Source organism: Ensifer sp. R1-3 (assembly GCF_056739175.1).
The window spans coordinates 331,487-355,490 of the sequence record NZ_CP096516.1 but is presented as its reverse complement, the minus strand read 5'-3'; the positions used below and the strand labels follow the sequence as shown (position 1 = coordinate 355,490).

The window sequence follows — 24,004 nt, the reverse complement described above, 5'->3', positions numbered from 1 at the left end:
TCCGGTCGCGTTGAAGTCAGGCGCCCTTGCCGTCGGCGAATTTTTCGAGCGATTGCGCCAGTTCGGGGTGATCCCTGGCATAATCCGCCAGCGGGATCCCGGCGACTGCCGCCTCCCAGGCCTGACGTACGGCCCTGACGCCGGCGCCGGGTCCGCCCGGATGGCTGACGATGCCGCCGCCGCAGAGATAGAGCAGATCGGTCGTGTGCCCGGTCCGTGCATAGGTCTCGGGCGCCTGTCCGCCCCATTGGCCCGACCCCACGACCGGCAGCGGACAATCGTCCTTGGTAAAGAGCGGCGTGCTCACCGCCTCGAAGGACTTCACGAAGCTCTCGTCAGGCTCCCAGTATTTGACGCGGATGCCGTTGATCTGGAACTGATCCACCCCGAGGAGCCGCCAGAACTGCTGCCAGACCGAAAACTCCATTCCCAAACCGCCATGGCGCGTGAGGATGTCCCAGCCGTTGCGATGGGCGTGGAGCACGAGGCCGGAGCGCTTGCGCAGGAAGGCGACGCCGCCCATTCCGACGGAATTGATGTTGACGACCGCCGCGTTGCCGCCGGCCGCGACCACCAGATCGTGGTTTCGCATCATCTCGTCGGGATCGGTATGGGATATGCCGAAGGCATACATGACCTTCTTGCCGGTCTTCTGCTCGTGGTCGAGGATTCTCGGCATGATGGCTGCTATCCGCGCACTCAGCGGCGAATAGGCCGGGCTCATCAACTTCTCGTCGTCCTTGATGAAATCCACCCCGGAGGAAAGCAGCTCGCCGACGAGTACGGCGGTTTCCTCTGGCCGCAAACCCAGCGCCGGCTTGACGATCGTGCCGATGATCGGGCGGCCTTCGACACCGGTCAGGCGCCGGCTGCCGACGACACCGAACTGCGGACCCGGATGCGCAGCCGCGAACTCCGGCGGCAGCTTCATATCCACGATGCGGATGCCGGTCATTCCCTTGATGGAATAGACGCCGCCGATCGCAATGGTCATCAAGGCGGAAAGATCCGTTCCCACCGCATCGAGCGGGAAGGCAATCTCCGCATCGGCGCGGTTGAAGCGCGTGGCGCTTCCCGCCTCGTCCGGCCATGAGGCCCGATCGGCGGGTTCGAGGTGGCGGATAGCCAGTACGCGCGCGGCCACCCGCGCCTTCAGCTCTTCGGTTTCGCCCGGAACCGGCACGAACGTTCCGGTCGACTGGTCGCTTGCGATCTTCTTCGCCAGGAATTCGACATCTCCCGGGGTCTCGATGCGGTAGGTGATGCGTAGCACGGGCAGCGCTCTTTACATTGGATTCAGTAGCGTCTTTCGCGCAACTGGTATAATGAGTATCTGAGTTAGGCAAGAGAAATCTCGCCTGCCGGAAGAATCCTGCCTATAGAGAATGAGCCGCAAGCTGCTGGAGTTCACATGGTCATGCAATCCGAGCCAATTATCCGCAGGAAACTCTCCGACGAGGTATTTGCGCGGCTGAAGGCGTTGATCGAAACCGGCGAGCTGCAACCGGGAGACGAGATGCCTTCCGAGCGGATGCTGATGGAGCGCTTCCAGGTGGGACGCCCGGCCATTCGCGAGGCGATGCAGGCGCTTGCCAATATGGGTCTGATCGAGATTTCGCATGGCGAGCGTGCCAAGGTGCTGCAGCCGACGGCGCGGTCGCTGCTTCGGCAGGTGGATGCCGCCGCCAAGATCATGCTTGCGGCCTCCTCGGATTCGCTGGAACACCTGAAGAGCGCGCGCATCTTCTTCGAACGCGGAATGGCACGGGAGGCGGCAAGCCGAGCCGATGCCGGCGATATCGCGGCGCTGGAGGAAATCTTGAAGCGGCAGCAGGCGGCACTCGAGGATTCCGATGCCTTCATCGCCGCGGACATGGCGTTCCACACCCGCATTGCGCAGATTTCCGGCAATCCGATATACACCGCCGTCAGCGAGGCGATGCTCGGCTGGCTCAAAGAGTATCATACGGAAATGCTGATCTGGACCGGCCGGGAGAACGTAACCCTCACGGAACACGAGGAAATCATAGATTGTATCCGCAGTGGCAATCCGGACGAAGCCGAGCAGGCGATGATCAGACACCTCGAGCGCTCCCGCACGCTCTATGCCCCGAAGGGCAGGTAGACCGGAGGCATCCCGCCCAACCTGCAGACCGCTGATCAGGCGGTTCGCGTGCGACCGAAAGCGCGCAATAGCAAATTTACGGAAACGGCGATCTTGTCGATATCGGGAACGTCCCGGGAATAGCGCCCGGTGTAGAGCTTGATGATCATCTTGTCCCGCTCGAATCCACGCAGGTCATAGTGAAGATGAAGGTAGTAACGCTGCTTGTCGCCGGTGCGCGTGATGTCCCCGCGCCGCTGTGTCACCTGCTTCAGATCCGCTTCGAGCGGCGCGAAGCCTTCGATGTTCAGCCTCACCTTGGTCGATTTGAACCGCGTTTCCGTCGAAACCGCCACCACCGCCTTGTCCAGTGAGAGGCTCACGAGCCGGCCTTCGACACCGTCCAGATCCACCGGCTCGTCGAGCTTGAACGCCTGCAGCAGGCGCCGCGGCTTCTCGAAGCAGATAAGCGAGGCGATGATCAGCACCACGATGTTGATGCCCGACCAAAGCGCCGCGATCGCCGAGAACGACCCCTCTACCCGCGCCGTCTCCGGAACGATGTTGATCAGGAGTCCCAAAGCCGTAACCACGATGAAGCCGGCGATCCAGGTGAAGGTATAGGCGTCGAAGACGTTTGCCTCGTTGCTGCTGCCCTTCGGGGTCACCTTGAAGGGCTTGCCGAAGGGCCTGACGAGGCTCGACAGGACGGTTGGCAGCATGCGGAAGGTCGAGAAGGTACCGACGGCGGTGGAGACCAGCGGAAGGTAGCGCGTCGGCGTGAGCCAGAACATCAGCAGGAAATAGGCCGCCAGCAGGGGAACCTGGTTCGAGACGTAGTCGGCGACATCCGTGAAGTAGAGCGGCAGGGCGCCGAACCACAGATAGACGATAGGAATGAGAAGCACGATGAAACGGACCAGATATTGCACGAGCCACGACATCGGCAGGAACATGACGCGCTGAAAGAGCGAGAGGCCGGGCCCGCGCAAGGGGCCGTTGTGCAGGTAGAGCGTCTGGATACCGCCTTGGCACCAGCGCTCGCGCTGGACGAAATAGCCGGTGAGATTCTCGGCCGCCAGCCCCATCGAAAGCCGCTCGTTGAGATAGCGCGTCTTGAACCCCCTGTTGAGCATCGACAGCGTCGTCAGTAGATCCTCGGTGATCGACTCGGTTGGAAAACCGCCGATGGCGTCTACCGCCTTGCGCCTTGCGATCGAACAGGAGCCGCAGCAGAAGCTCACGTCCCAGCCGTCGCGGCTCGGCGCGATCTCGTCGAAAAACAGGCGCTGCTCATCGGGCCATAGGTTCTCCAGTCCGAGATTGGACTGGATCGGATCGACGTTGAAGAAGTGCTGCGGTGTCTGCACGATGCCGATCGTGTCGTCCATGAAGAAGGGCAAGGTGCGCCGGAGGAAACTGCGATAGGGTACGAAATCGGCATCGAAGACGGCGATGAAATCGCCTGAACTGACGCGCAAACCGTTGTTCATGTTGCCGGCCTTGGCATGCGCGTTGTCGCTGCGCGTCACATGGATCGCACCGCGCCCCTCGCAGAAGGTCCTGAGCCAGTCGCGCCGGCCGTCGTCGAGCACATAGACATTCAGCTTGTCCTTGGGATGGTCGAGCGCAAGCGCCCCGACGATCGTGCGTTCGAGAACGTCGAGAGGCTCGTTATAGGTCGGGATGAAGACGTCGACCGTGGGGAGCTCCCGTTCATCGCGCTCAAAAAACTGCCGCTCGAGCCGATTCCCCTCGGCGCTGCGGTCGACGTAGCGGCTCATCAGGATGAGGAAGAGAACGACCTCCGAAAAGGCGAGGAACTCGACGATGAACACGAACCAGACCCAATAGAAATTGGGGCCGTCGTTCGGATAGGGAAGCACGGTTTCTGTGAAGCGCCAGAGCATGTAACGCAGCGCGATTGCAGCGACGAACGCGCAGGTAACGGCGCGCGACCAGCTCCTGTGGCGCGACCAGTTGAACGGGCCGAGGAGAAAAAAGGCGATGACGATTAAGGTCGGCGCCAGCGCTAGAAGAGACTGAACCACAAGCTTTGAACCCACTGCGCCAGGTGAAGGCTGCGCTTGGAGAAACGAACCTGCGCCGTTCGCCCAACCTGACAGAAATTCGCAAAATCGGTGTTGAGTGCCGACGGAGCGAGCGTGACGCGGATGCGGGCATTTCGCTCCTCCGTCTCCGGCTCGTTGGCCGCCAGCGAGTCCTTTTCCACGACCGCGGACGATCCCTTGACCGCCTGTACGCGGCCCCGGAACACATCGCCGCGACCGAAAAGCCGGACCTCCGCCTCGCGGCCGGGATAGATCTCGTCATAATCGACTTCAGGGACCAGAATATCGACGAACAACTCGCGGCAATCGAGGATGCGCATCATCTCGTTGTTCAGAACGACATTGGAACCGCTAATGACGTTACGGCTCCACACGACGCCATCGAAGGGCGACGGGATCGTCGCGGCTTCGAGACTTAGAACCCGCCTCTCCTCCTCGGCTATCTGCTGGTCCGTCTGTTTTGCCCGTGCCTCATTCTCCGCGATTCGCGTATTGAGATCGTGGATGCGAACGATCACCTCGTCCTGGCGCTGCCGGGAGTAAGGCACGTCGTTCTGGCCGTCGCCGACGAGGAATATCCCCTGACGCACGGCGTTGAGGCGTTGCTGCAGCAACTCCACCGTCAAATTGCTGATCTCGAGCTCGCCGCCGGCGGCCGCACCGGCGGCTTGCGCCGCCTCCACCATCTTGCGGGTGAAGATCCCCTTGGACTCCAGGTCCTGCCGCCGGACGAGGTCAACCCTTGCCACGACGTCCTGCGCGCGCGACACCTCGACCCTTTTCTGCAGGATCTGGACCTCGCGCTCCAGGCTGGCGATGGTCGCGTTCCTGAAGATGTCGAGCCGCCCGGCAAGATCATCCCGCAATCGCGCGAGTTCATCCCGCTCCCGCCGCAGCGCCGCGACGCGCTCGACGGCGGTTCGATGATCGGTGCGCAGCGACGCCAGGATCGCCCTGTTGACCCGCTGGTTACGGATCGTCGCGAGCGTTTCACCCTCTGCCACCGGCGTTCCGATTCGAGGCGCCGGTTTCTCGATCTCGCCGTCGATCGGCGCATTTATGACGGCAAGGCGTGCGTTTACCGTCCCATCCAGGCTGCTGTAGCCAGTCAATCCGGGCAGCAGGACGGCAATTGCAAGCGCCAGGAGGAGGATGCCGACGGTAATACGCGTGAGCCGATGATTGAGGATCATGTCCAATTACTCACTGAGGACAGCCGGTTCGGCTGATACGCTGCCGCAACTATTCTGCGACGCTACGCCCGGACTTGAGCCGCTTCGCCGCGTTTCGTCACGATTGAATGGTATTCTGTGTTGAACAACCCTCAAATTTGCATGTTTCGGTGGTGAACTGCGCAAAACTTCGGCGGGTGAACGAGAGTCCCCGCATTACTCTAGATCACGATGCTCTTAGGTCGGGTCGACCTGAAAGCATGAACGTGATCGATTCCAAGAAGTTGAGACGCGGGATGCGGGCGGAAAACCGCACACATTTTTCCTCATCCCGCTCTAAGGTTTAAGGATAGCGCGCCGACATTTTTCTGCGATAGGTCGGAAGGCCGCTGAACTTTCCCCTGGCAAGGGACGGGTCGCCTGGATCGCCATCTTTCACGAACGAGGGAGATAGAAATGGGACAAGCCGTACGAATGCCCACGAACGAACGTCAAAGGTTGCTCGCAGTCCGTTCGCTCAATTCAATCGGCAGCGCTCCCACGCCCGAACTCGCGACCCTGGCCGAGCTTGCCAAAGGCATCTTCGACGTTTCTTACGCCGCCATCAACATCATCGACGAAGACTGGCAGCGGATCGCCGGTCAGGCGGGCTTCAGGATCGGCGAATGCTCGCGCGAGATGTCCATATGCACGCGGGTCGTCTTCGCAGACGAACTCCTCATTGTCCCGGACCTGGCGGAAGACCGTGAGCTGAAGACGAGACCATATGTGGTCGGAAGCCCGCACTTCCGCTTTTACGCCGGCACGCCCGTCTATCTCGAGAACCTGCCCGTCGGCAGCTTCTGCATCCTCGATGTCCGGCCCAGGCATCTTTCCGACGGGCAGGCGCAGAACCTGCGCCGATTTGCGGCTGTCGCCAGTGCGCTTTTGAGCTTGCAGAAGGCAAATCTCGTGATGGGGCTCGCCCATAACCAACTACAGAATGCGGCCATTACCGATCCGTTGACCGGCCTGTTCAACCGCTCGGCCCTGTCGTCGATCGTCGACGGGGCTCTCCACAACGCCATCGCCGCGGGTCAGACCTTCGGCGCTCTTTATCTCGACATGGATGGTTTCAAAGCGATCAACGACGAGCTTGGCCATCACGCCGGCGACGAGGTTTTGTACGAAGCCGCCAACCGAATTCGCTCGGTCATCAGAGCAGGCGATATCGCGATCCGCATGGGCGGCGACGAATTCGCCGTTTTCATTCCAAATCCGCCCAACGCACCGGCCCTGGCAGCGGTCTCGCAGCGGCTGGTAGCGGCCTTTCGCGAACCCTTCCAGGTCGACGGCAAGGCGGTCCTTGCACGCATCAGCATCGGCGGCGCCCTTGCCCCGCTCAACGGGCAGCGACGAGCGGAGCTGCTGAACAGCTGCGACAAGGCTCTCTACTCGGCAAAGCGTGACGGCCGCGACCGGTTCGTCATCCTCGACGCCTTACGGAGACAACGACAATGAGAGCTGCATGGTACGAGAAGAATGGCGCCGCCCGCGATGTCCTTGAGGTCGGCGGGCTTCCCGACCCGCTTCCCGGCCCAGGAGAGGTCCGCGTCCGCATACATGCGTCCGGCGTCAATCCGTCCGATGTGAAGGCGCGGGCGGGACGGCCGCTCATTGCCCCGCGAATGATCCCGCACAGTGATGGCGCAGGCATTATCGACGCCGTGGGAACGGGCGTCGCAGGCGAGCGCATCGGCGAGCGGGTATGGACCTGGAATGCCGCCTGGCGACGTTCGAACGGTACGGCTGCCGAATATGTCGTCCTTCCACAGGATCAGGCGGTTCACCTGCCCGATAACGTATCTTTCGAGGAGGGCGCCTGCCTCGGCATTCCGGCGCTGACGGCACTTCGCGCGGTGACCACGGACGGAGGCGTATTCGGAAAAACCGTGCTGGTGACCGGAGGCGCGGGCGCAGTCGGCGCTTACGCCATTCAGTTCGCGAGGCTTTATGGCGCGGCGTGTATCATCACGACCGTCAGTTCGTCGGAAAAGGCCGAAATCTGCACGAGGCTCGGAGCCGACCACACGGTCAACTACAGAACGGAAGAGGTCGTCGACCGGATAGGGGGCATTACCCACGGGCGCGGCGTCGACCGAGTCATAGAGGTGGACGCCGCCACGAATGTCGCGATGCTGCCATGCATCATAGCGCGGGACGGTCTTTGCGTGATCTACGGTTCCAGTAAGCCCGTAGTCTCATTCGAGTTCTTTCCGATGATACTCGCCGGCGCTGCGGCGCGGTTCTTCATCGTCTATGAGATGTCGCCGGAAGCGCGCACCGAGACCGTCAGCGCGCTTCAAGGGCAGCTCGCATCCGGGCTTCTCAGGCATCATATCGCCGGAACATACGCGCTGGACGACATCGCCGCGGCCCACGAGGCGGTCGAAAGCGGAAAAACCATCGGCAACGTCGTCGTTTCTCTCGGTCAGTAGGTCGCGACAGGGCCCGATGAAAACCACCGCCCCGGAGACCGGGAGGTGCGTCCGGGTCGGGGCTGACGCCCGAACCGTTCGGCTCGAACCTGAGCGCGTAGTGGAAGTGCTCCGAGAGCCTCTCGCCCGCAATTCTTAAAATTTGGCGCGTCGCGGCCGGCAATTGAGCCTGGGCGCGATATTGGCTCGTCCGCGACGATGCTAGCTTCACAGTTCAAGCCGCTGAAAGGCTTCCGATTTTTCTGTTCATGAAGCGAGCACCAATTCGGCGCGAAAAAATACCCGTCGTTCGCGCAGAACGATGTTGACAGAAAGCAGATCTATGTCCAACATATACATACGATGTCTTCTAATAGAAGACAAGAGGTTTTACGGAATTTTTGAGAAAATGTCGGTTCGCCCCTTATCATCGGTGCTCAAGACCCTCGCAGCGTTCGAGTGTATCGCCGCGGCACCGGAGCCGTTGCGCCTCGTCGGCATCGCGCGCCAACTCGGCGAAGCGCGGGGTGCGGCCCATCAGCGCCTCGTCACTCTGGTGGAAGCCGGATGGATCGAGCAGACGCCCGACGGCCGCTATCGTTTGACGCTTCGCATCGTCGGACACGCGGCCATGGCGCTCGAACAATCCAATCTCGGCGTGCGCTTTGCAGGCGTCCTGGAAGAGATGGTCACGGAGAGCGGTGAGACCGCCTCGCTCGCCGTTCTCGACGGAAAATCCGCCGTCATCGTTCGGCGGGTCGAGTCGCGCGGCGTCCTTCGCGCGGACCTTCGGATCGGAACGCAGCTCCGCCTCGATCGCACCGCCTTCGGTCGGGTGCTCGTATCGTTCTCGCGTCCGGAAATAGTCGACCGGCTGAGGGCGCAGGGCGTCGAACTGCCGGATGACGAGACCATCACCGGGGTGCGCAAGTGCGGCTACGCCATTTCGGAGGTCGAGGGGCCACGGACCGTATCGGCGGTCGCCGCCCCGATCATCGATGCGCAGGGCGAATGCATCGGCGCGCTTGCGCTTTCCGGCCCGTTCACAGGTTTCGATACTGACAAGTGCGCCCGGATCGTCGTCGCAGCAGCGGCGGCAAGCGCCGCGCGCCTGCGAGGAGAACAATGAAATGAGCGCCCTGAAGAAACCCGCGCCGGAGTCGGAGGCTCACCGCATCGCGCGGCTGATGCGTTCCCCGGCCGACATCATGAAGCCAGAAAAGCTCGCCGCCATCCAGCCTTCACGCATCAGCGCCTCACGCGCGCTGATGAGCCGCGCCGTTCGCCAGCGCTGGCAGATCCTATGCAAGCGCTTCGACATCGACGCCAAGGGCAACGGCGTCGCCGAATACCGCATCGACATCGGCGGCTGGCGCTTCAGCTTTCCCGTCTATTCATTCGAGCCCTCGCCGCACGGCCGTACGGGCCGCATCATCGGCCGGGCCTGGGATATGATGGGCGCTCTGGTTGAAGGCGACATGAGCGAGCGGGATTTCGAAACGACCCGAGCCGAGCTTCCGAAGCTCTATGAGGGCCGCGCCACACCCGCAACGTTGATCTGGTGCCGCTCCAACCGCAGCGGCCGCTTCTTCGAAGGCGCAAAGGCAGCGCTCCAGGCCGGCCGCCAGCCCAACGTCGCCGAGCTCGCCCAGACCTGCTACCTGATGCGCAATACCGGCCTCGACGGCAATGGTACCTTCGGGACCAAATCCTTCCTCGCCTATGAGGGCGATCACCCGCTGCGCTGGTCGCTCGCCGCCCAGATGCTCTGCGCTTATATGATGCGCGTCTTTGCCCAGGATCTCCTTGCCCATCTCGTCCGGCTCGAAGCCCCTGCCGCCCCGCAGATGGCGATCGAGCTTCGCCGCTTCCTCGGGGTCGGCAACGGCTCGGCGCTTGGCCTGATGCTCTTCGTCAACAATCACCCGCGCCTGATCGAGCGATGGCTGTTCATCCGCGAGGAGGCGATCGCACGTGCCAAGGCGCTCACACCGGACGAAGCGGGCTCGGAGATTGCCAAACTGCTGAGCCTTGTCGACAAGGCGATAACCTTCCGGTCCGAGGACCGCGTGCAGTACGAGAACGTCACGCGCTCCGATGTCGTGGCGCGGGAACTCGGCGTGATCCGCGACGCCGTTGCGAATTTGCTTGCCCGCTGGCAGAGCGGCAGCCGTTTCGAAAGCGAGCCCTTTGCCGAGCTTGCTGCGTCCCTCGAGTGCCGCGTCCATGCGGAAGCCATGGAAACCCTCCATTCCCTCCTCATAGAGCTCGTCGCCGAAGAGGCCGACCAGCTCGTGGAAGGCCTCGTCATCGATGAAGAGCTGACGGGCCGGCCGGAAATGCCGGTCGCCCGGCTGCGCGAGATCCTGAGAAATGACTACGCCTGGGCTTTCGGACTCGACCTCGATATCGAGTCCGCAATGCGATACGTCTGGTACAAATCGGTGTCCGCCGAGGAGCCGCGCCGCGGCCCCGCTGCGGAAGTCGGCGACAACGTCGTCAATCTCGGCCTCGACCTGCCACGGCTCGTGGTTGCCCTCGACCGCGACCTCGCCGCCGCCGATCCGACCCTCAGCACGGCCCGCTTCCTGCTTGCGCATCCCCAACACCGGGCGATCGCCACGCGCGTGCAGGCGCTTGCCGGCACCGGCCTCCACTCGCCGCATGCCGACATCATGAGCGGAGCCTTCACCCCGGCTCATATCACCCGCCTTCTCAATGTCGGCATCCACGGCATCGACAAGACCCGCGATTTCCTCGACCGCAACCTGCGCGGCGTTCTGTTCCACGGCGCGCCTGTTCCGGAAGACATTGCCGCCGGCAGCGCCGACGACCTGTGGTTCTACCCTTCGGAGCCGAGCCTATGAGTTCCTGCCAGTCCAACCTTCCTTCGAACCTCACTGTCAGCCTTCGCGAACTGCGGATGGTCTTCGAGCGGTTGATACAGGTCACGCGGCTCGACGCGGGCCTCGTGCCCTCGCTCAGGGATTGCGCCCTTTATTCCGCAGCGCTCGGCCTCGGCGGCTTCGGCCGCCTGGCTCACAACCTCGAGGCGGTGCGATCGGCAAATCCGCATGCGCTGAGCCTAACAGCGGACGCCGAACGCCTAACTGTCGACTGCGGCGGGCAGCACGCGTGGATCGCCGCCGATGCGGTGCTCGATCTCGCAGCGGAGCGTCTGCGCACGCAGGGTTCGGGGAGGGTCGAGGTCCGTAGCGCCACCGAAATCGGCGAACTGAGGGTTGTCGAGGCTCTTGCGCAGCGTTTTCGACTGCAAGCTGAGGTCGCCATCGACGAGACAGCCGGCTCTGCCGAGATCGTCGTCTCGCCCGCCCGGAAGGGAATGGATGTGACGGTTCTCGAAAGAATCCGGCGCAACGGGCTGACCGTCGATGCGGCTCTCTGGTGGCAGCTGTTCCACCGGTCCGCCGAAGCGCTCGCGCCGGATTCCTACGTGTCGCGCCGCCACGCCGGTCCGATCATCGTCGAGGCCGACGGCAAGGTCATCGGCCGGCAGGACGAGGACGAGACGGACCTCTCACTGCTGATCGCCGGCGCCGCACAGCACGGCACGACCGTAATCAATAACTGAGCTGGAAACGACGATGATCATCGATGCACTTCAATGCGGACATTTTAACCGCGAGTCCTTCGAGGCGCTGCGGCGGGGCGGCTACAGCGCGGTGACGCCGACGCTCGGTTTCTGGGAAGGGACGATGGAGTCTCTCGACTCGCTTGCCCGCTGGCGAGACATGGAGCGTGACAACGCGGACCTCATCCTTATCGCCAGAACGGCCGCCGATATCGAGCGCGCCGAAAGGGAGGGAAAGCTGGCGGTCGTGCTCGGCTACCAGAATTCCAACCTCTTCGAGGATCGCATCGCCTTCGTCGAATTCTTCGCCGAACTGGGCGTGCGCGTCGTGCAGCTGACCTACAACAACCAGAACGAACTCGGCGGCTCCTGCTACGAGGAGAACGACAGCGGGCTTGCCCGCTTCGGCCGCGATGTCGTGCGGGAAATGAACCGCGTCGGCATGCTGGTCGATCTCTCCCATGTCGGCGACCGGACCACGCTCGACGCCATCGAGTGGTCGGAAAAGCCCGTTGCGATCACCCATGCCAATGCCGCTTCGCTCTTCGCGCATAAGCGTAACAAGTCCGACAAGGTGATCAAAGCCCTTGCCGAGCGCGGCGGGGTCATCGGTTGCGTCGCCTATCGCAACATAACGCCCGATGCTGCCTGCGCCACCGTCGACGGCTGGTGTGAGATGGTTGCCCGCACCGTCGACATCGCCGGCATCGACCATGTCGGCATCGGCACCGACATTTCGCACAACCACACCCCGCGCGACTACGACTGGATGCGCAAGGGCCGCTGGACCCGCTCGGTCCAGTACGGTGCCGGCTCGCCTCAACGGCCTGGCGCCGTGGCGAAACCGGAATGGCTGCTCAAGCCGGAAAGCCTACAGGACGTGGCCCCGGCCCTGCTGCGCGTCGGCTTCAATCAGGAGGAGGCGAACAAGATCCTCCGGGGCAACTGGCTCCGCCTCTACGCGGAGGTCTTCCGGCCGAACTGACCGGATCCAAAATCCGAATTCAAAGAACAAGAAGAGCCGCCGCTTTAGGCGAGCGGCCACGGGAATAGCAGACAGACGACCATTCGACATCAAGGAGAACCACGAATGGAAATGTTCAAGAAAGCATCAGCCACGCCGCTATCGCGGCGCAAAGTTCTCGGCGCCGGGCTTTTCGGGGCCGCAATGCTGGCCTCACCTTACATCCGGCGCGCCAGCGCGGAGGAAAACGTCCTCTACGTCAACACCTGGGGTGGCGACTGGGAGGCATCCGTCAAAAAGTTCCTGTTCGGGCCCTTCACGAAGGATACGGGAATAGAGATCCGTACCGTCTCGCCGATTTCCTTCGCCAAGCTCGCAGCGCAGAAGACGACGGGCGTCTACGAATTCGACGTGACCACGCTCGGCGTCGCCGATGTCGCGCGCGCCAATGGCGCCGGCCTCCTCGAGACGCTGGAGGGTCACGTCGACACCTCCAAGCTTTGGGAAGGCGCCATCTACCAAAATGGGCTGGCAACGCATGGCTTTGCCACACAGATGGCCTACAATGCCGCGAAATTCCCGGAAGGCTTCAAGAACTGGTCCGACTTCTTCAATGTCGAGAAGTTTCCGGGTAACCGCAGCCTGCAGCGTCACGCCGCCCGCGTCCTTGCGATCGCGCTGCTTGCCGATGGCGTTCCGGCCGACCAGCTCTTTCCCTATGACCTCGACCGCGCCTTCGCCTCGCTCGACCGGATCAAGGACCACGTCCGCGTCTGGTGGACGGCAGGGCCGCAGGCGCGCCAGATTCTGACCGACGGCGAGGTGGACATGGCGGGGCTCTGGGACAGCGACGCTTTCGGCGCCAAGGAGGCTTCTAAGGATCCGATCGAGATCGTCTGGGACCAGGCCGTCGTCGACAAGGCCTGCTGGATCGTCGCCAAAGACAGCCCGCGTGCCGAAAACGGCTTCAAGCTGATCAGCCATATCGGCCAGAATGCGGAGGGACTGGCGAAGTTCTGCATTGCCGACCAGAACGGCCCGATGAACCCGAAATCCTTCGATTTCATTCCCGCCGAGGTCGCGGCCAGAATGCCGACCCATCCGGAGCACCTCGCCCGGGCCGTCATGCTGGACGGGGCGAAGCTGCTGCCCCAGCTTGACGAGCTTTCCACCCGCTTCGAAAGCTGGGTCGGCATCTAAGCCGCGCTCCGGTCCCGGTAAGTGCGGCCGGAGAATGCAATCTATCGGATAGGGTGCCGGCAATGCCTGCGCCGGTACCCGCCGTCCGCGACGGAGACCCTATCCGAGGGTAAAGGAGCAATGTCATGAAACTCCGGACGTCCCCGGTCCTCGTGGAAGGGCCCATGCCGCTGATGGCTCCGGCGGTGATCTTCCTTGCGCTCTTCTTTCTCGTTCCGCTTGGCTACGTGGTCTGGATGAGCCTATCGCAGCCGGTGATCGGATTGCAGAATTTCGGCCGGCTGCTGAATTCCAGTCTGTTCGCCTCGGTCCTTTACAACACGTTCAAGACGGCGCTCCTGGTAACGCTGCTGAGCCTTCTCTTCGCCTATCCGCTCGCCTATGCCGCGGCGAACGGCTCGAAGCGCTTTGCGACCTTCCTGCTGACGGTCGTCGCGCTCTCCTTCTGGACCAGCTATCTGGTGCGCACCTATGCCTGGATGGTCATCCTCGGCAATCAGGGGCCGGTGACGGCGCTCCTCTCTTGGTTCGGTTGGGACCCCACGCCGAAGATCCTGTTCACCACCTTCAGTGCCACCCTCGCCATGACCCACGCCCTTATTCCTTTCATGACCATGTCGCTCTTCGCCGTGATGAAACGGATCGACCCGCTCTATGTCCGCGCTGCGGAAAATCTCGGCGCGCACCCGTTTCGCGCCTTCGTCTCCGTCTATCTGCCGCTGAGCGCGCCCGGCATCGTCAATGGTTGCACGCTCGTCTTCATCACCTGTCTCGGCTTCTATGTCATGCCCGTCCTGCTCGGGAGCCCACGCGACCAGATGATCGCCGGCATCATAGGAGACCAGATCGAGCAGACCCTCGACTTCGGCCTCGGCTCGGCGATTTCGATCGTGCTTCTGGCGCTGACGCTCGCGGTCTATGCGCTCTACAACCGCTTCTTCGGCCTCGACCGGCTTTGGGCAGGAGGTGACCGATGAGCGTCTGGATCCGTTCTCTGGCAATTCTGATCGCCGCCTTCGTCGCGGCGCCGATGTTCATCGTCATTCCGATGTCCTTCAGCTCGGCCGCGTCGCTTGCCTTCCCGCCGCCCGGCTATACGCTTCAGAACTACGTCAACTTCTTCTCCGACCCGAACTGGACGCAGCCGTTGACCAACAGCCTGCTGATCGGCTTCGGCACGGTCTGCGTGACGATGCTCGTCGCCGTTCCGGCCTCTTTCGCCCTGGTGCGGCACGTGTTCATCGGGCGCACGGTCTTTAACCTTCTGATCATGCTGCCGATGATCGTGCCCACCATCGTCATGGCGCTCGGCTACTACATCTATTTCGGGCAGCTCCGGCTGGTTCAGAGCTATCTCGGCGTGATTCTCGCCCACAGCTGCATCGCCCTGCCGATGTCGACGCTGATCCTGACCGCGGCGCTCAAGGGCTTCGACCGCTCGGTGGAGCGCGCCGCGATGAACCTCGGAGCTTCGCCGTTTGCGACCTTCCGGCTGATCACCTTTCCGATCCTGCGGCCGGCCTTCACCGTCGCCGGGCTCTTCGCCTTCATCGCATCCTTCGATGAGGCCGTCATCGCCCTCTTCATCTCCGGCCGCGACAAGGCGACCTTGCCGCGCCAGATGTTCAACGCCGTCCGCCAGGAGGCGGATCCGACCATCTCCGCCGCCTCGTCCTTTCTATTCCTGCTCGTTCTCGCCGGCGTCTGCATCTGGCTCGCGCCGCAACTCGTGCGCCGCCGCACGCGCCCTCTGGGCCAGGCCGACGGCAACGGCGCAGCCGAGCCGGCCGCCGCGGCATCCTGATTTTGGAGCATAGCCATGATTGCCCGTTCCCTCACCCTTCGCAACATCACCAAGACCTATGACGGCAGGCATATGGCTGCCGACGACGTTTCGCTCGACATCAAGGCCGGCGAGTTCGTCTCCTTCCTCGGCCCCTCCGGCTCCGGCAAGACGACGACGCTGATGATGATCGCCGGCTTCCAGCACCCGACAAGCGGCGAGATCCGCCTCGGCGAACGCGCGATCGACAACCTGCCGCCGCACAAGCGCAATATCGGCATGGTCTTTCAGAACTATGCGCTCTTCCCGCACATGACGGTCGCCGACAATGTGGGATTTCCGCTGCGCATGCGCGGCGTCGCCAAGCAAGACAAGGAGCGCCGTTGCCGCGAGGCACTGGCCAAGGTCGGGCTTCAGGGTTTCGAAGGGCGCGTGCCCGCCGAACTCTCCGGCGGGCAGCAGCAGCGCGTGGCGCTTGCCCGTGCTCTCGTCTTCGAACCGGACATCATTCTGCTCGACGAGCCGCTCGGCGCCCTCGACAAGGCGCTGCGCGAGCACATGCAGGTGGAACTGAAGCGCATCCACAAGGACCTCGGCGTCACCATGGTCTATGTCACCCACGACCAGTCGGAGGCCATGACCATGTCAGACCGGATCGCCGTCTTCAATCAGGGCCGGATCGAACAGGTCGGCACGCCGAACGAGATCTACCGCGCGCCGAAGACCCGCTTCGTCGCATCCTTCATCGGCGACAGCAACCTCATCGAGGCCTCCTCGCTGGGCAACGGAAGGTTCGACACGCCGGTCGGGATCGTCGAGGCGCGGAGCCGCCAAGCGGACCGCAACCGCCGGGCCGATCTGCTGCTGAGACCTGAAATGATCCGCATCGCCGAAACCTCACAGGACGGACGCCAGCCGCTGAAGATCGACAGCACGATCAACTATGGCGACAACCTGCTCGTCATCGGAAAGCTCGGCACGCAGCCAATCCGCATGCGGGTCCCCGGCGCCGATGCGCGCAGGCTCGAAGGCATTTCCGAATGCCACGTGACCTGGCGCGCCGAGGATGTCCACGTGATCGCCTGATCCGAACTCCGGTTGCCGATGGAGCCGCACATGAACGACCGTCCGAATTCCCTCCACGCTCTCGACAAGCAGAGCCTCGTCCACCCCTACACGAACCTGGCCGTGCATCAGGAAACCGGGCCGCACGTGATCACCGGCGGCGACGGCATCTATGTCGTCGACGACGAAGGAAAACGCTACATCGAGGGATTGGCAGGCCTGTTCTGCGCCGGTCTCGGCTTCAGCGAGCAGCGCCTCGTCGAAGCCGCGACGCGTCAGCTCAAAACGATGCCCTTCTATCATTCCTTCGCCCATAAATCGACGGAGCCGGGCATCAGGCTTGCGGAGAAGCTCCTGTCGATCGCGCCGGTCCCGATGTCGAAAGTGTTCTTCGCCGGCTCCGGGTCGGAGGCGAACGACACGGCGATCAAGCTCATCTGGTACTACAACAACGCTCTCGGGCGTCCCGAGAAGAAGAAGATCATCTCGCGCCGCAAGGCCTATCATGGCGTCACCGTCGCGACCGCGAGCCTCACCGGCCTGCCGTTCAACCACCGCGATTTCGATCTGCCGATCGCCAACATTCTCCATACCGATTGCCCGCACTACTGGCGCTTCGCCGAGACCGGGGAAACGGAGGAAGACTTCGCCACGCGGATGGCCAACAATCTCGAAGCGATAATCCTCGAAGAGGGTCCGGAAACGATCGCCGCCTTTTTCGCCGAGCCCGTCATGGTTTCAGGCGGCGTCATCACCCCGCCGAAAACCTATTTCGAAAAGGTCCAGGCGGTTCTCCGCAAATACGATATCCTGCTCATCGCCGACGAGGTGATCTGCGGTTTTGGCCGCACAGGCAACATGTTCGGCTCAGAAACCTACGGGTTAAAGCCGGACATGATCAGCTGCGCCAAGCAGCTGTCGGCGGCCTACATGCCGATCTCCGCCCTAATGATCAACGAGAAGATCGCTGACGCACTTGTCGACCAGAGCCGGAAGATCGGCACTTTCTCGCACGGTTTCACCTATGGCGGCCATCCGGTTGCAGCCGCCGTGGCGCTCGAAGCGCTGACGATCTACGAGGAGATCGACATCGTCGGCCATGTACGCTCCGTCGCCCCCGCTTTCCAGGATCGCGTGCGTAAGCTCGGCGAGCATCCGCTGATCGGGGAAGCGCGCGGCGTCGGCCTCGTCGCCGGCCTCGAATTCGTCAAGGATAAAGCGACCAGGGAGAATTTCCCGCCGGCTTGGCAGGTGGCAAACCAGGCCGGCAAGTTCGCGACCGCCCGCGGCGTCCTGACACGCGGCCTCGGCGACATGGTGAGCCTCTGCCCCGCGATGATCATCGATGACGAGCAGGTCGACGACCTGATGACGCGCATGGGGCTGGCGCTTGACGATACGCTGGCCTGGGCACGCGCGCAGGGACATGTCGGCTGAGGAAAGAGCATGAATCCGGAAACCACTGCAGTCCCCTATGAGCGCCTCGGCATACTGATCGATGGCCGCTGGATATACGAGGCAGAGCGGAGCACCGAGGTGGTGGATCCCGCGACGGGCCAGACGATTGCCCGGCTGCCTTTTGCGGCCGATGGCGAGATTGCCGAAGCCGTGGCCTCGTCGCAGCGCGCTTTCGAGAGCTGGAAGGATCGCTCGCCGCTCGAGCGGGGCCGGATCCTGCGCCGCTTCGCAGACCTCGCGCGCAAGCATGCCGACGAGATCGCCCGTAACATGACGCGCGACCAGGGCAAGCCGCTCAGCGAGGCGATCGGCGAGATCCGTTTCGCCGCCGACCATGCCGATTGGCATGCGGAGGAAGCGCGCCGCATCTACGGGCGGGTCATTCCCGCCCGCGATCCGCGCGTGCAGCAGATGGTCCTTCGCGAGCCGGTCGGGGTCTGCATCGCCTTCACGCCTTGGAATTTCCCCTTCAGCCAGGCGCTGCGCAAGGTCGTGGCGGCGCTTGCGAGCGGCTGCACCATCATCCTCAAGGGACCGGGGGAATCCCCCTCCTCCACGGTCGCGATCGGCCGGCTGATGCAAGAGGCCGGGCTGCCGGACGGCTGTCTCAACATCCTCTGGGGCGACCCGGCCCACCTGTCGGAGACGCTGCTGGCGGCGCCGGAAGTCAGAAAAATCTCCTTCACCGGTTCGGTCGAGGTCGGGAAGCATCTCGCGAGCCTTGCAGGCAGGCACATGAAACGGTCCACGATGGAGCTCGGGGGGCATGCACCGGTGATCCTCTTCGACGACGCCGACATCGAGGCGGCAGCCGATGCGCTTGCCGGCCAGAAGGTGCGTAATGCCGGCCAGGTCTGCATCTCTCCGACGCGGTTTTACGTGCAGGCGAAAGGGCACGACCGTTTCCTGGCACGCTTTGCCGAGAAGATCGCATCGACAAGGGTCGGCAACGGTTTCCAGGAGAGCGTACAGATGGGCCCGCTCTGCCACGGCCGACGCGTCGCTGCCATGGAAGGTTTCGTCCAGGACGCGCGCGAGCAGGGTGCCGAGATCGTCACCGGCGGCGAACGCGTCGGGAACGCGGGCTTTTTCTATGCGCCAACCGTGGTCGCCGCCGGCACCGACGAACTGCGCCTGATGAAGGAGGAGCCCTTCGGACCGATCGCCGTCGTCACGCCCTTCGGCGATTTCGACGAGGTGATCCGGCGCGCCAACAGTCTGCCCTTCGGTCTGGCGTCCTATGTGTTCACAGGCTCGAGCAGCCGTGCACAGAATGCCGCACGCGCTCTTGCAGCCGGAATGGTGAGCGTCAACCATTTCGGCCTGGCGTTGCCGGAGACTCCCTTCGGCGGAATCAACGACAGCGGCTACGGGAGCGAGGGAGGCTCCGAGACATTCGACGGGTATCTGAACACGAAGTTCGTCACGCGTTTCGACCAAATCCCGCAGTGAGCTATCCGACAACAGAAACGAGCGAGGAAGAGCATGTTTGAAGTCATCGATACCGGCGCCGATCCGTCGGATGTTCCGGTCAGCGAAGCGGTTCACGCCGGCGGTCTTTTCTGGTCCGTTCACGTCTCGGAGGACCCGGTCACCGGCGAGCCGGTCTTTGGCGACATCGAGACGCAGGCACGCCGCACGCTTCAGAACCTCGAAATCGCGATCAAGGCCGCCGGCGGGTCCCTCGCAAATGTCGTGCAGATGCAGGTGTTTCTCACCGAAAGAGCCGACGCTCCCGGCATGAACAGGATCTATACCGAGTTCTTCAGGGAGCCCTATCCGGTGCGCGCGACCGTGGTCGTCAAGGAGCTCATCACCCCGGGCCTGCGCGTCGAGGTCCTCGCCCATGCGGTGCTCGAGGGTGCTTGATCGCAGCGCACGGTCCGAATTCAGCAAGGCGGGAGGAACACGAATGTTCGAGAAAATCGAAACCGGAATTGCTGCATCCCGCGCTCCCTTGAGCGGTACCGTGAAGGTGGGCCGGATCGTGAGATCGGCCCACATAGCAAAGAACCCGGAGACCGGCGAACTCGTCACCGGGGACATCGAGTGCCAGGCGCGACAGGTATTCTCCAACCTCCGACAGGCGCTTGAAGCCGCCGGAAGCACGCTAGCCGCTGTCGTGCAGATACAGGTCTATCTCATCGACAGGGCCGATGCCCCGGGCATGAACAAGATATACCGCGAATTCTTCGCGCCTCCATTTCCCGTGCGGGCGACAGTCGTCACGGAGCTCCTTTCACCCGGCATCCGCCTGGAAATTCTCGCCACTGCGGTTTGCTCCCTGGATTGAGCAGTTCAAAGCGATAGCCCAAGCCGGCAGCACTCGTTGCTGCTGCAGCGCGGTCCCTCGCCGCACCTGAAATTCTTGTGACCCGCGCCCCTGCCCGGTTCGGTGCGCGACCATTCTCAACAAGTTTCCAATAATTCAAGCAGCGCGTCTTGACGGGCAAACGCATGTGGTGCTTACTGGTAATACCAGTTGGGACCATTTGCATGAACCCTGTGCTATCCGACAGTGCCGACGAACTTGCGGGAACGGAAAAGGTTCTCTCCTTCTTCCGGGAGCAGCTGTTGTCCGGTGCGCTCAAGGTGGGAGACAGGCTGTTGGGCGAGAGGGAGCTTTGCCTGGCCCTCGGCGTATCGCGACCGGTGCTGAGGGAGGCTTTGCGGTCGCTCGCCAATCTCGGCTTTCTCGACATCCGCCATGGCAAGGGCGCCTTCGTGCGCAAGGCCGACGTGGGCGTCTTCGGCGATTTCCTGACGTTCTGCCTCGCCCAGCAGCCCGACATGCTCGACGACATCATGCAGGCCCGTGTCGCGATCGAGTGCCAGGCCATCCGTCTTGCCTGCATCCGCGCGACGGATAGCGACCTCTCACGCATTGGCGGCCTGCTGACCCGGCTGATGGACACGCTCCACAACGCCGAAGACGGGGGTGCTGCGGACTTCGCCTTTCACATGGCGATCGTCGAGGCCAGCCGCAGTCCCGCGCTCGTCACGGTCTACCGCTCGATATCCGACCTTCTGAAGCGCAGCCATGTCCAGAGGCGCGCCGAAACGAGCGACGCGCCGGGCATCACCGACTATCTCGTGGAAGCCCATCGGGAGGTCTTCCTGTCCATTCTCGCGCGCGACCCGGACAAGGCCGACAGGATGCTGCGCGAGCATTTCGCCATCGGCGACGAGCTTCGGCGCAAAAGCTACATAGCTGCCTTCACCAGGAAGGGCGCGCCGCAGGAAGAGGAAAAAGAAGCAGACAGCTAGTTTTATCCAGGGAGGAGAGCATGCTGAACTTTCTGAAACATGGCCGGGTGGCCGGCGCCATGCTGGGAGCCGCATTGTTGGCCGGAGCCGCTTCCGCGACCGAACTGCGCTATGCGCATGTGGGCGCAGAGGGAGACATCCAGACGGTCTATGCGGCACAGGCGGCGGAGGGCATTGCGGCCGCGACCGGCGGCGAAGTCACCGTCACCGTTTATCCCGCCAGCCAGCTCGGCGGGGTCGCGGAAATGGTGGATGGCGTGCGCATGGGCTCGATCTCCATGGGCCATCATGATTTCGCTTCCCTCGCACGATTGGTGCCTGAGGTCGCGGTTTTCAACGCGCCTTTCATCTATCGCGACGGCGCCCATGCGCTCGCTGCGACGGACCCGCAGTCGTCGCCGGCCCTTCAGGCGATCAACGAGAAGCTCATCGCACAGGGCGTGCGGATCGTCGGGCGCATCTATCGGGGTGACCGCCACATCTCCTCCAACTTCCCGGTAAAGACACCGGCGGACCTTGCCGGCAAGCCTTTCCGAGCGGTCCCGCTCGAACTGTGGGTTTCCATGGTCAAGGGCTTCGGCGCGATCCCCACCCCGGTCGAAGTTGCCGAACTCCCGACCGCGCTGATGACGGGCGTGGTGGTCGGCCAGGAAAATCCACTGACCATGATCGCCTCCAACAATCTCAACGAGGTGCAATCGCATCTGTCGATGACGGGTCACATGCGCGCCGTGCTCGCCGTCTTCATCAATGAGGAAGTCTGGCAGGGATTGAGCGAAGAGCAGCGCACGGCTTTGACGAAAGTCCTCGACGAGGAGGCCCAGAAATCGCTGAAGATGGCGACGGAATCCGAGGCTGATCTGGTCAAGGAACTCAAGGGCCGCGGCATGACCGTCATCACGGAGGCCGAAGGACTCGACGTGGCGGCCTTCAGGGAAAAGGTCGGCGCCCAGATCGGGCAGGACTTCCCGAATTTCGCACCGCTCATCGAGCAGATCGAAGCGGTGAAGTAACCGACGAGCTGCAGGGGCAAGCCACTGTCCCTTGTCCCTGCAACGCCTGCATTTTTCAGTAAGAATGGGAGGGGAGAAGATGCGTCTGCCCGAACGTGTCCTGACGATTGTCGTGGTTGCCGTGATGGCGGGTCTGGTCATCGTTCCGACGGCTCAGGTCATCATGCGCAGCGTCTTCGGGCTGCCCTTCATCGGCGCGGAGGAACTGACGCGCTTCCTGCTCATCTGCCTGGTGTTCCTCGCCTATCCCCTCGTGGTCGGGCATGGCGAGAATATCGTCATGGGCGAGTTCAAGGCTGCAATGTCGAGGAAGGCGCGCGCAATCGTGAATGTCGCGATTTCGATCTGCGCGATCGGCGTCACGGGGTTCATCGGCTGGGTCACTGCCATGAATATCACCCGGAACCTGACCAACGCCACGCCGACCCTCGGCATCCCATTCTGGATATTTCTGGGCGCTACGCTTTTCGGTTTCGCGGGTGCGGCGCTCGTTCATCTTCTGCATCTGCGCAAGCCGCCGCAGGCGGACAAGAACGTCGCAGTCTGAGAGGTCGTTTCATGGGTTTTCTGGTCGTTGCGGCCTTCCTCGGTCTGTTCATGCTTGGCTTCCCGGTGGTTTACGCCATCCTGCTGCCGTCAATTCTCTACGTACTTGTCGAAGGCTTGCCGTTCGGGCTGCTTGCCCAGCGGATCACCTATGCGCTGGATTCGTTTCCGCTGGTGGCCGTGCCTCTCTTCATCTTCGTCGGCAACCTCATGAACCTTTCCGGCATTACCGATCGCATCTTCCGCTTCGCCTATACGCTCGTCGGGCGAATGCCGGGTGGCCTGGCGCAGGTCAACGTCTTCGGAAGCCTGATCTTCTCCGGAATGTCCGGGGCGGCGCTGGCTGATATCGGGGGCCTGGGGCGCATAGAGATCGATGCCATGAAGAAGCGCGGCTTCGATCCATCCTTCGCCGGCGCGGTAACTGCCGCTTCCGCGACGCTCGGGCCGATCTTCCCGCCTTCCATCCCGCTGATCGTCTACGGCTCGGTCACGAGCGTCTCGATCGTCCAGCTCCTCGTAGCCGGCATCATGCCCGCCGTGCTGTGCACCGCGCTGCTAATGCTCACCGTGCTGATCGTCGCCATCCGACACGGCCATGCACGTGCGGAGCGCTGGCCAACGGCAGGCGAGCTGGTCGGCACATTGGTGCCGGCGCTCCCGGCCATTCTTGCTCCGGCGCTCATGGTCGGCGGCATGACGGCCGGCGCCTTCACACCGACCGAGGCGGCCGCGATAACGGCCGTCTATGTCATCTTCATCAGCGGCGTCCTGTACCGCGAACTGACGCCGGCGCATCTGTGGCATTCGGCGGTTCTGACGGCTCGCAGCTCCAGCGCTATCCTCATCATCGTCGCCTCTGCTGCGCTTTTTGGCTGGATTCTCGCGGTCGAGCAGGTGCCTCAGACCTTTGCCGCAGCGCTGCTTGGCTGGTCGAAGGACCCGCTGATGCTGCTGATCATCGCAAATCTGATCTTCTTCGTCGCCGGCATGTTCCTCGACTCGACGACCGCAACGCTGCTTCTCGTTCCCATCATCGCCCCGCCGCTCGTGATGGCCGGTGTCGACCCGGTTCAACTCGGCATCGTGACGATCTTCAACCTGATGCTCGGACTGCTGACGCCGCCTATGGGTTTGTCGCTGTTCCTCGTGTCGGATATCGCCAAAGTCTCGATCCGGCAGTTGCTGCGGGCACTTGTGCCTTTCTACATTCCGCTGGTTTCCACGCTTGTCATCCTCACCCTAGCGAAGGACTTCACGCTGTGGCTGCCCCGTCTGATCGCCCAGTAATCTTTTCTCCAGGAGACACCAA

General features: G+C 62.8%; 22 protein-coding genes. 19 read left to right on the top strand and 3 right to left on the bottom strand.

Annotation, left to right across the window (positions count from 1 at the left end):
* Positions 1-16: 16 nt before the first annotated feature.
* Positions 17-1,273: a 3-oxo-isoapionate-4-phosphate decarboxylase OiaX gene (oiaX, locus tag M1D43_RS19010; protein WP_010975267.1), complete on the bottom strand. Its 1,257-nt coding sequence runs from the start codon at positions 1,271-1,273 to the stop codon at positions 17-19.
* A gap of 138 nt (positions 1,274-1,411) precedes the next feature.
* Here oiaX and M1D43_RS19005 point away from each other — a divergent pair, with 138 nt between their 5' ends.
* Positions 1,412-2,125 carry a transcriptional regulator NanR gene (locus M1D43_RS19005; protein ID WP_014527496.1) on the top strand — a complete coding sequence of 238 codons (714 nt, stop codon included), beginning with the start codon at positions 1,412-1,414 and terminating at the stop codon, positions 2,123-2,125.
* A 35-nt stretch (positions 2,126-2,160) separates the two neighbouring features.
* Here M1D43_RS19005 and M1D43_RS19000 read toward each other — a convergent pair whose 3' ends face one another.
* Entirely contained in the window at positions 2,161-4,155 is a 1,995-nt protein-coding gene (locus tag M1D43_RS19000) for a glycosyltransferase (protein ID WP_014527497.1), read from the bottom strand.
* Positions 4,137-5,369, bottom strand: coding sequence for an HlyD family secretion protein (locus tag M1D43_RS18995; RefSeq protein ID WP_010975264.1), 1,233 nt, complete (start codon positions 5,367-5,369; stop codon positions 4,137-4,139). The genes M1D43_RS19000 and M1D43_RS18995 overlap by 19 nt, the downstream gene beginning before the upstream one ends.
* A gap of 435 nt (positions 5,370-5,804) precedes the next feature.
* Between M1D43_RS18995 and M1D43_RS18990 the strand changes: the two genes are divergently transcribed.
* The 18 genes from M1D43_RS18990 to M1D43_RS18905 all read left to right on the top strand — a co-directional run bounded on the left by M1D43_RS18990 (position 5,805) and on the right by M1D43_RS18905 (position 23,982).
* The gene (locus M1D43_RS18990) at positions 5,805-6,848 is read left to right on the top strand and encodes a sensor domain-containing diguanylate cyclase (RefSeq protein ID WP_014527499.1); all 1,044 of its coding nucleotides are present in this window, start codon (positions 5,805-5,807) and stop codon (positions 6,846-6,848) included.
* Positions 6,845-7,825 carry an NADPH:quinone reductase gene (locus M1D43_RS18985; protein ID WP_014530742.1) on the top strand — a complete coding sequence of 327 codons (981 nt, stop codon included), beginning with the start codon at positions 6,845-6,847 and terminating at the stop codon, positions 7,823-7,825. Before M1D43_RS18990 ends, M1D43_RS18985 begins: the two co-directional genes overlap by 4 nt.
* Before the next feature lie 388 nt (positions 7,826-8,213).
* Positions 8,214-8,933, top strand: a complete 720-nt coding sequence (locus M1D43_RS18980; protein WP_014527501.1) for an IclR family transcriptional regulator — start codon at positions 8,214-8,216, stop codon at positions 8,931-8,933.
* A gap of 1 nt (position 8,934) precedes the next feature.
* Complete coding sequence (locus M1D43_RS18975; protein WP_014530744.1) at positions 8,935-10,671, top strand: hypothetical protein; 1,737 nt, start codon at positions 8,935-8,937, stop codon at positions 10,669-10,671.
* Positions 10,668-11,396 carry a hypothetical protein gene (locus M1D43_RS18970; protein ID WP_014530745.1) on the top strand — a complete coding sequence of 243 codons (729 nt, stop codon included), beginning with the start codon at positions 10,668-10,670 and terminating at the stop codon, positions 11,394-11,396. The genes M1D43_RS18975 and M1D43_RS18970 overlap by 4 nt, the downstream gene beginning before the upstream one ends.
* 13 nt (positions 11,397-11,409) lie before the next feature.
* Entirely contained in the window at positions 11,410-12,381 is a 972-nt protein-coding gene (locus M1D43_RS18965) for a membrane dipeptidase (RefSeq protein WP_010975258.1), read from the top strand.
* A 105-nt stretch (positions 12,382-12,486) separates the two neighbouring features.
* Entirely contained in the window at positions 12,487-13,560 is a 1,074-nt protein-coding gene (locus tag M1D43_RS18960) for an extracellular solute-binding protein (RefSeq protein WP_014530747.1), read from the top strand.
* Between the two features lie 125 nt (positions 13,561-13,685).
* The gene (locus M1D43_RS18955; RefSeq protein ID WP_014527504.1) at positions 13,686-14,537 is read left to right on the top strand and encodes an ABC transporter permease; all 852 of its coding nucleotides are present in this window, start codon (positions 13,686-13,688) and stop codon (positions 14,535-14,537) included.
* Positions 14,534-15,364, top strand: coding sequence for an ABC transporter permease (locus M1D43_RS18950; protein WP_015008569.1), 831 nt, complete (start codon positions 14,534-14,536; stop codon positions 15,362-15,364). The genes M1D43_RS18955 and M1D43_RS18950 overlap by 4 nt, the downstream gene beginning before the upstream one ends.
* 15 nt (positions 15,365-15,379) lie before the next feature.
* Entirely contained in the window at positions 15,380-16,429 is a 1,050-nt protein-coding gene (locus M1D43_RS18945; RefSeq protein ID WP_014530750.1) for an ABC transporter ATP-binding protein, read from the top strand.
* Positions 16,430-16,459: 30 nt separating this feature from the next.
* Entirely contained in the window at positions 16,460-17,845 is a 1,386-nt protein-coding gene (locus tag M1D43_RS18940; RefSeq protein ID WP_013850008.1) for an aspartate aminotransferase family protein, read from the top strand.
* A gap of 9 nt (positions 17,846-17,854) precedes the next feature.
* Positions 17,855-19,318, top strand: coding sequence for an NAD-dependent succinate-semialdehyde dehydrogenase (locus tag M1D43_RS18935; protein ID WP_014527506.1), 1,464 nt, complete (start codon positions 17,855-17,857; stop codon positions 19,316-19,318).
* A gap of 33 nt (positions 19,319-19,351) precedes the next feature.
* Positions 19,352-19,735: a RidA family protein gene (locus tag M1D43_RS18930; RefSeq protein WP_014530751.1), complete on the top strand. Its 384-nt coding sequence runs from the start codon at positions 19,352-19,354 to the stop codon at positions 19,733-19,735.
* A gap of 43 nt (positions 19,736-19,778) precedes the next feature.
* Complete coding sequence (locus tag M1D43_RS18925; RefSeq protein ID WP_013850010.1) at positions 19,779-20,159, top strand: RidA family protein; 381 nt, start codon at positions 19,779-19,781, stop codon at positions 20,157-20,159.
* A 203-nt stretch (positions 20,160-20,362) separates the two neighbouring features.
* Entirely contained in the window at positions 20,363-21,133 is a 771-nt protein-coding gene (locus M1D43_RS18920) for a FadR/GntR family transcriptional regulator (RefSeq protein ID WP_003525813.1), read from the top strand.
* 20 nt (positions 21,134-21,153) lie between these two features.
* Positions 21,154-22,146, top strand: coding sequence for a TRAP transporter substrate-binding protein (locus M1D43_RS18915; RefSeq protein ID WP_014527507.1), 993 nt, complete (start codon positions 21,154-21,156; stop codon positions 22,144-22,146).
* Positions 22,147-22,225: 79 nt separating this feature from the next.
* Entirely contained in the window at positions 22,226-22,693 is a 468-nt protein-coding gene (locus tag M1D43_RS18910; RefSeq protein ID WP_003525807.1) for a TRAP transporter small permease, read from the top strand.
* 11 nt (positions 22,694-22,704) lie between these two features.
* Positions 22,705-23,982, top strand: coding sequence for a TRAP transporter large permease (locus M1D43_RS18905; protein WP_010975249.1), 1,278 nt, complete (start codon positions 22,705-22,707; stop codon positions 23,980-23,982).
* Positions 23,983-24,004 lie beyond the last annotated feature (22 nt).

What these genes read in the sequence shown, in the direction of transcription:
- M1D43_RS19005 (WP_014527496.1), top strand. Translation starts at nt 1,412, where the DNA reads ATGGTCATGCAATCCGAGCCAATTATCCGCAGGAAACTCTCCGACGAG.
- M1D43_RS18995 (WP_010975264.1), bottom strand. Translation starts at nt 5,369, where the DNA reads ATGATCCTCAATCATCGGCTCACGCGTATTACCGTCGGCATCCTCCTC.
- M1D43_RS18990 (WP_014527499.1), top strand. Translation starts at nt 5,805, where the DNA reads ATGGGACAAGCCGTACGAATGCCCACGAACGAACGTCAAAGGTTGCTC.
- M1D43_RS18985 (WP_014530742.1), top strand. Translation starts at nt 6,845, where the DNA reads ATGAGAGCTGCATGGTACGAGAAGAATGGCGCCGCCCGCGATGTCCTT.
- M1D43_RS18980 (WP_014527501.1), top strand. Translation starts at nt 8,214, where the DNA reads ATGTCGGTTCGCCCCTTATCATCGGTGCTCAAGACCCTCGCAGCGTTC.
- M1D43_RS18975 (WP_014530744.1), top strand. Translation starts at nt 8,935, where the DNA reads ATGAGCGCCCTGAAGAAACCCGCGCCGGAGTCGGAGGCTCACCGCATC.
- M1D43_RS18970 (WP_014530745.1), top strand. Translation starts at nt 10,668, where the DNA reads ATGAGTTCCTGCCAGTCCAACCTTCCTTCGAACCTCACTGTCAGCCTT.
- M1D43_RS18965 (WP_010975258.1), top strand. Translation starts at nt 11,410, where the DNA reads ATGATCATCGATGCACTTCAATGCGGACATTTTAACCGCGAGTCCTTC.
- M1D43_RS18960 (WP_014530747.1), top strand. Translation starts at nt 12,487, where the DNA reads ATGGAAATGTTCAAGAAAGCATCAGCCACGCCGCTATCGCGGCGCAAA.
- M1D43_RS18955 (WP_014527504.1), top strand. Translation starts at nt 13,686, where the DNA reads ATGAAACTCCGGACGTCCCCGGTCCTCGTGGAAGGGCCCATGCCGCTG.
- M1D43_RS18950 (WP_015008569.1), top strand. Translation starts at nt 14,534, where the DNA reads ATGAGCGTCTGGATCCGTTCTCTGGCAATTCTGATCGCCGCCTTCGTC.
- M1D43_RS18945 (WP_014530750.1), top strand. Translation starts at nt 15,380, where the DNA reads ATGATTGCCCGTTCCCTCACCCTTCGCAACATCACCAAGACCTATGAC.
- M1D43_RS18940 (WP_013850008.1), top strand. Translation starts at nt 16,460, where the DNA reads ATGAACGACCGTCCGAATTCCCTCCACGCTCTCGACAAGCAGAGCCTC.
- M1D43_RS18935 (WP_014527506.1), top strand. Translation starts at nt 17,855, where the DNA reads ATGAATCCGGAAACCACTGCAGTCCCCTATGAGCGCCTCGGCATACTG.
- M1D43_RS18930 (WP_014530751.1), top strand. Translation starts at nt 19,352, where the DNA reads ATGTTTGAAGTCATCGATACCGGCGCCGATCCGTCGGATGTTCCGGTC.
- M1D43_RS18925 (WP_013850010.1), top strand. Translation starts at nt 19,779, where the DNA reads ATGTTCGAGAAAATCGAAACCGGAATTGCTGCATCCCGCGCTCCCTTG.
- M1D43_RS18920 (WP_003525813.1), top strand. Translation starts at nt 20,363, where the DNA reads ATGAACCCTGTGCTATCCGACAGTGCCGACGAACTTGCGGGAACGGAA.
- M1D43_RS18915 (WP_014527507.1), top strand. Translation starts at nt 21,154, where the DNA reads ATGCTGAACTTTCTGAAACATGGCCGGGTGGCCGGCGCCATGCTGGGA.
- M1D43_RS18910 (WP_003525807.1), top strand. Translation starts at nt 22,226, where the DNA reads ATGCGTCTGCCCGAACGTGTCCTGACGATTGTCGTGGTTGCCGTGATG.
- M1D43_RS18905 (WP_010975249.1), top strand. Translation starts at nt 22,705, where the DNA reads ATGGGTTTTCTGGTCGTTGCGGCCTTCCTCGGTCTGTTCATGCTTGGC.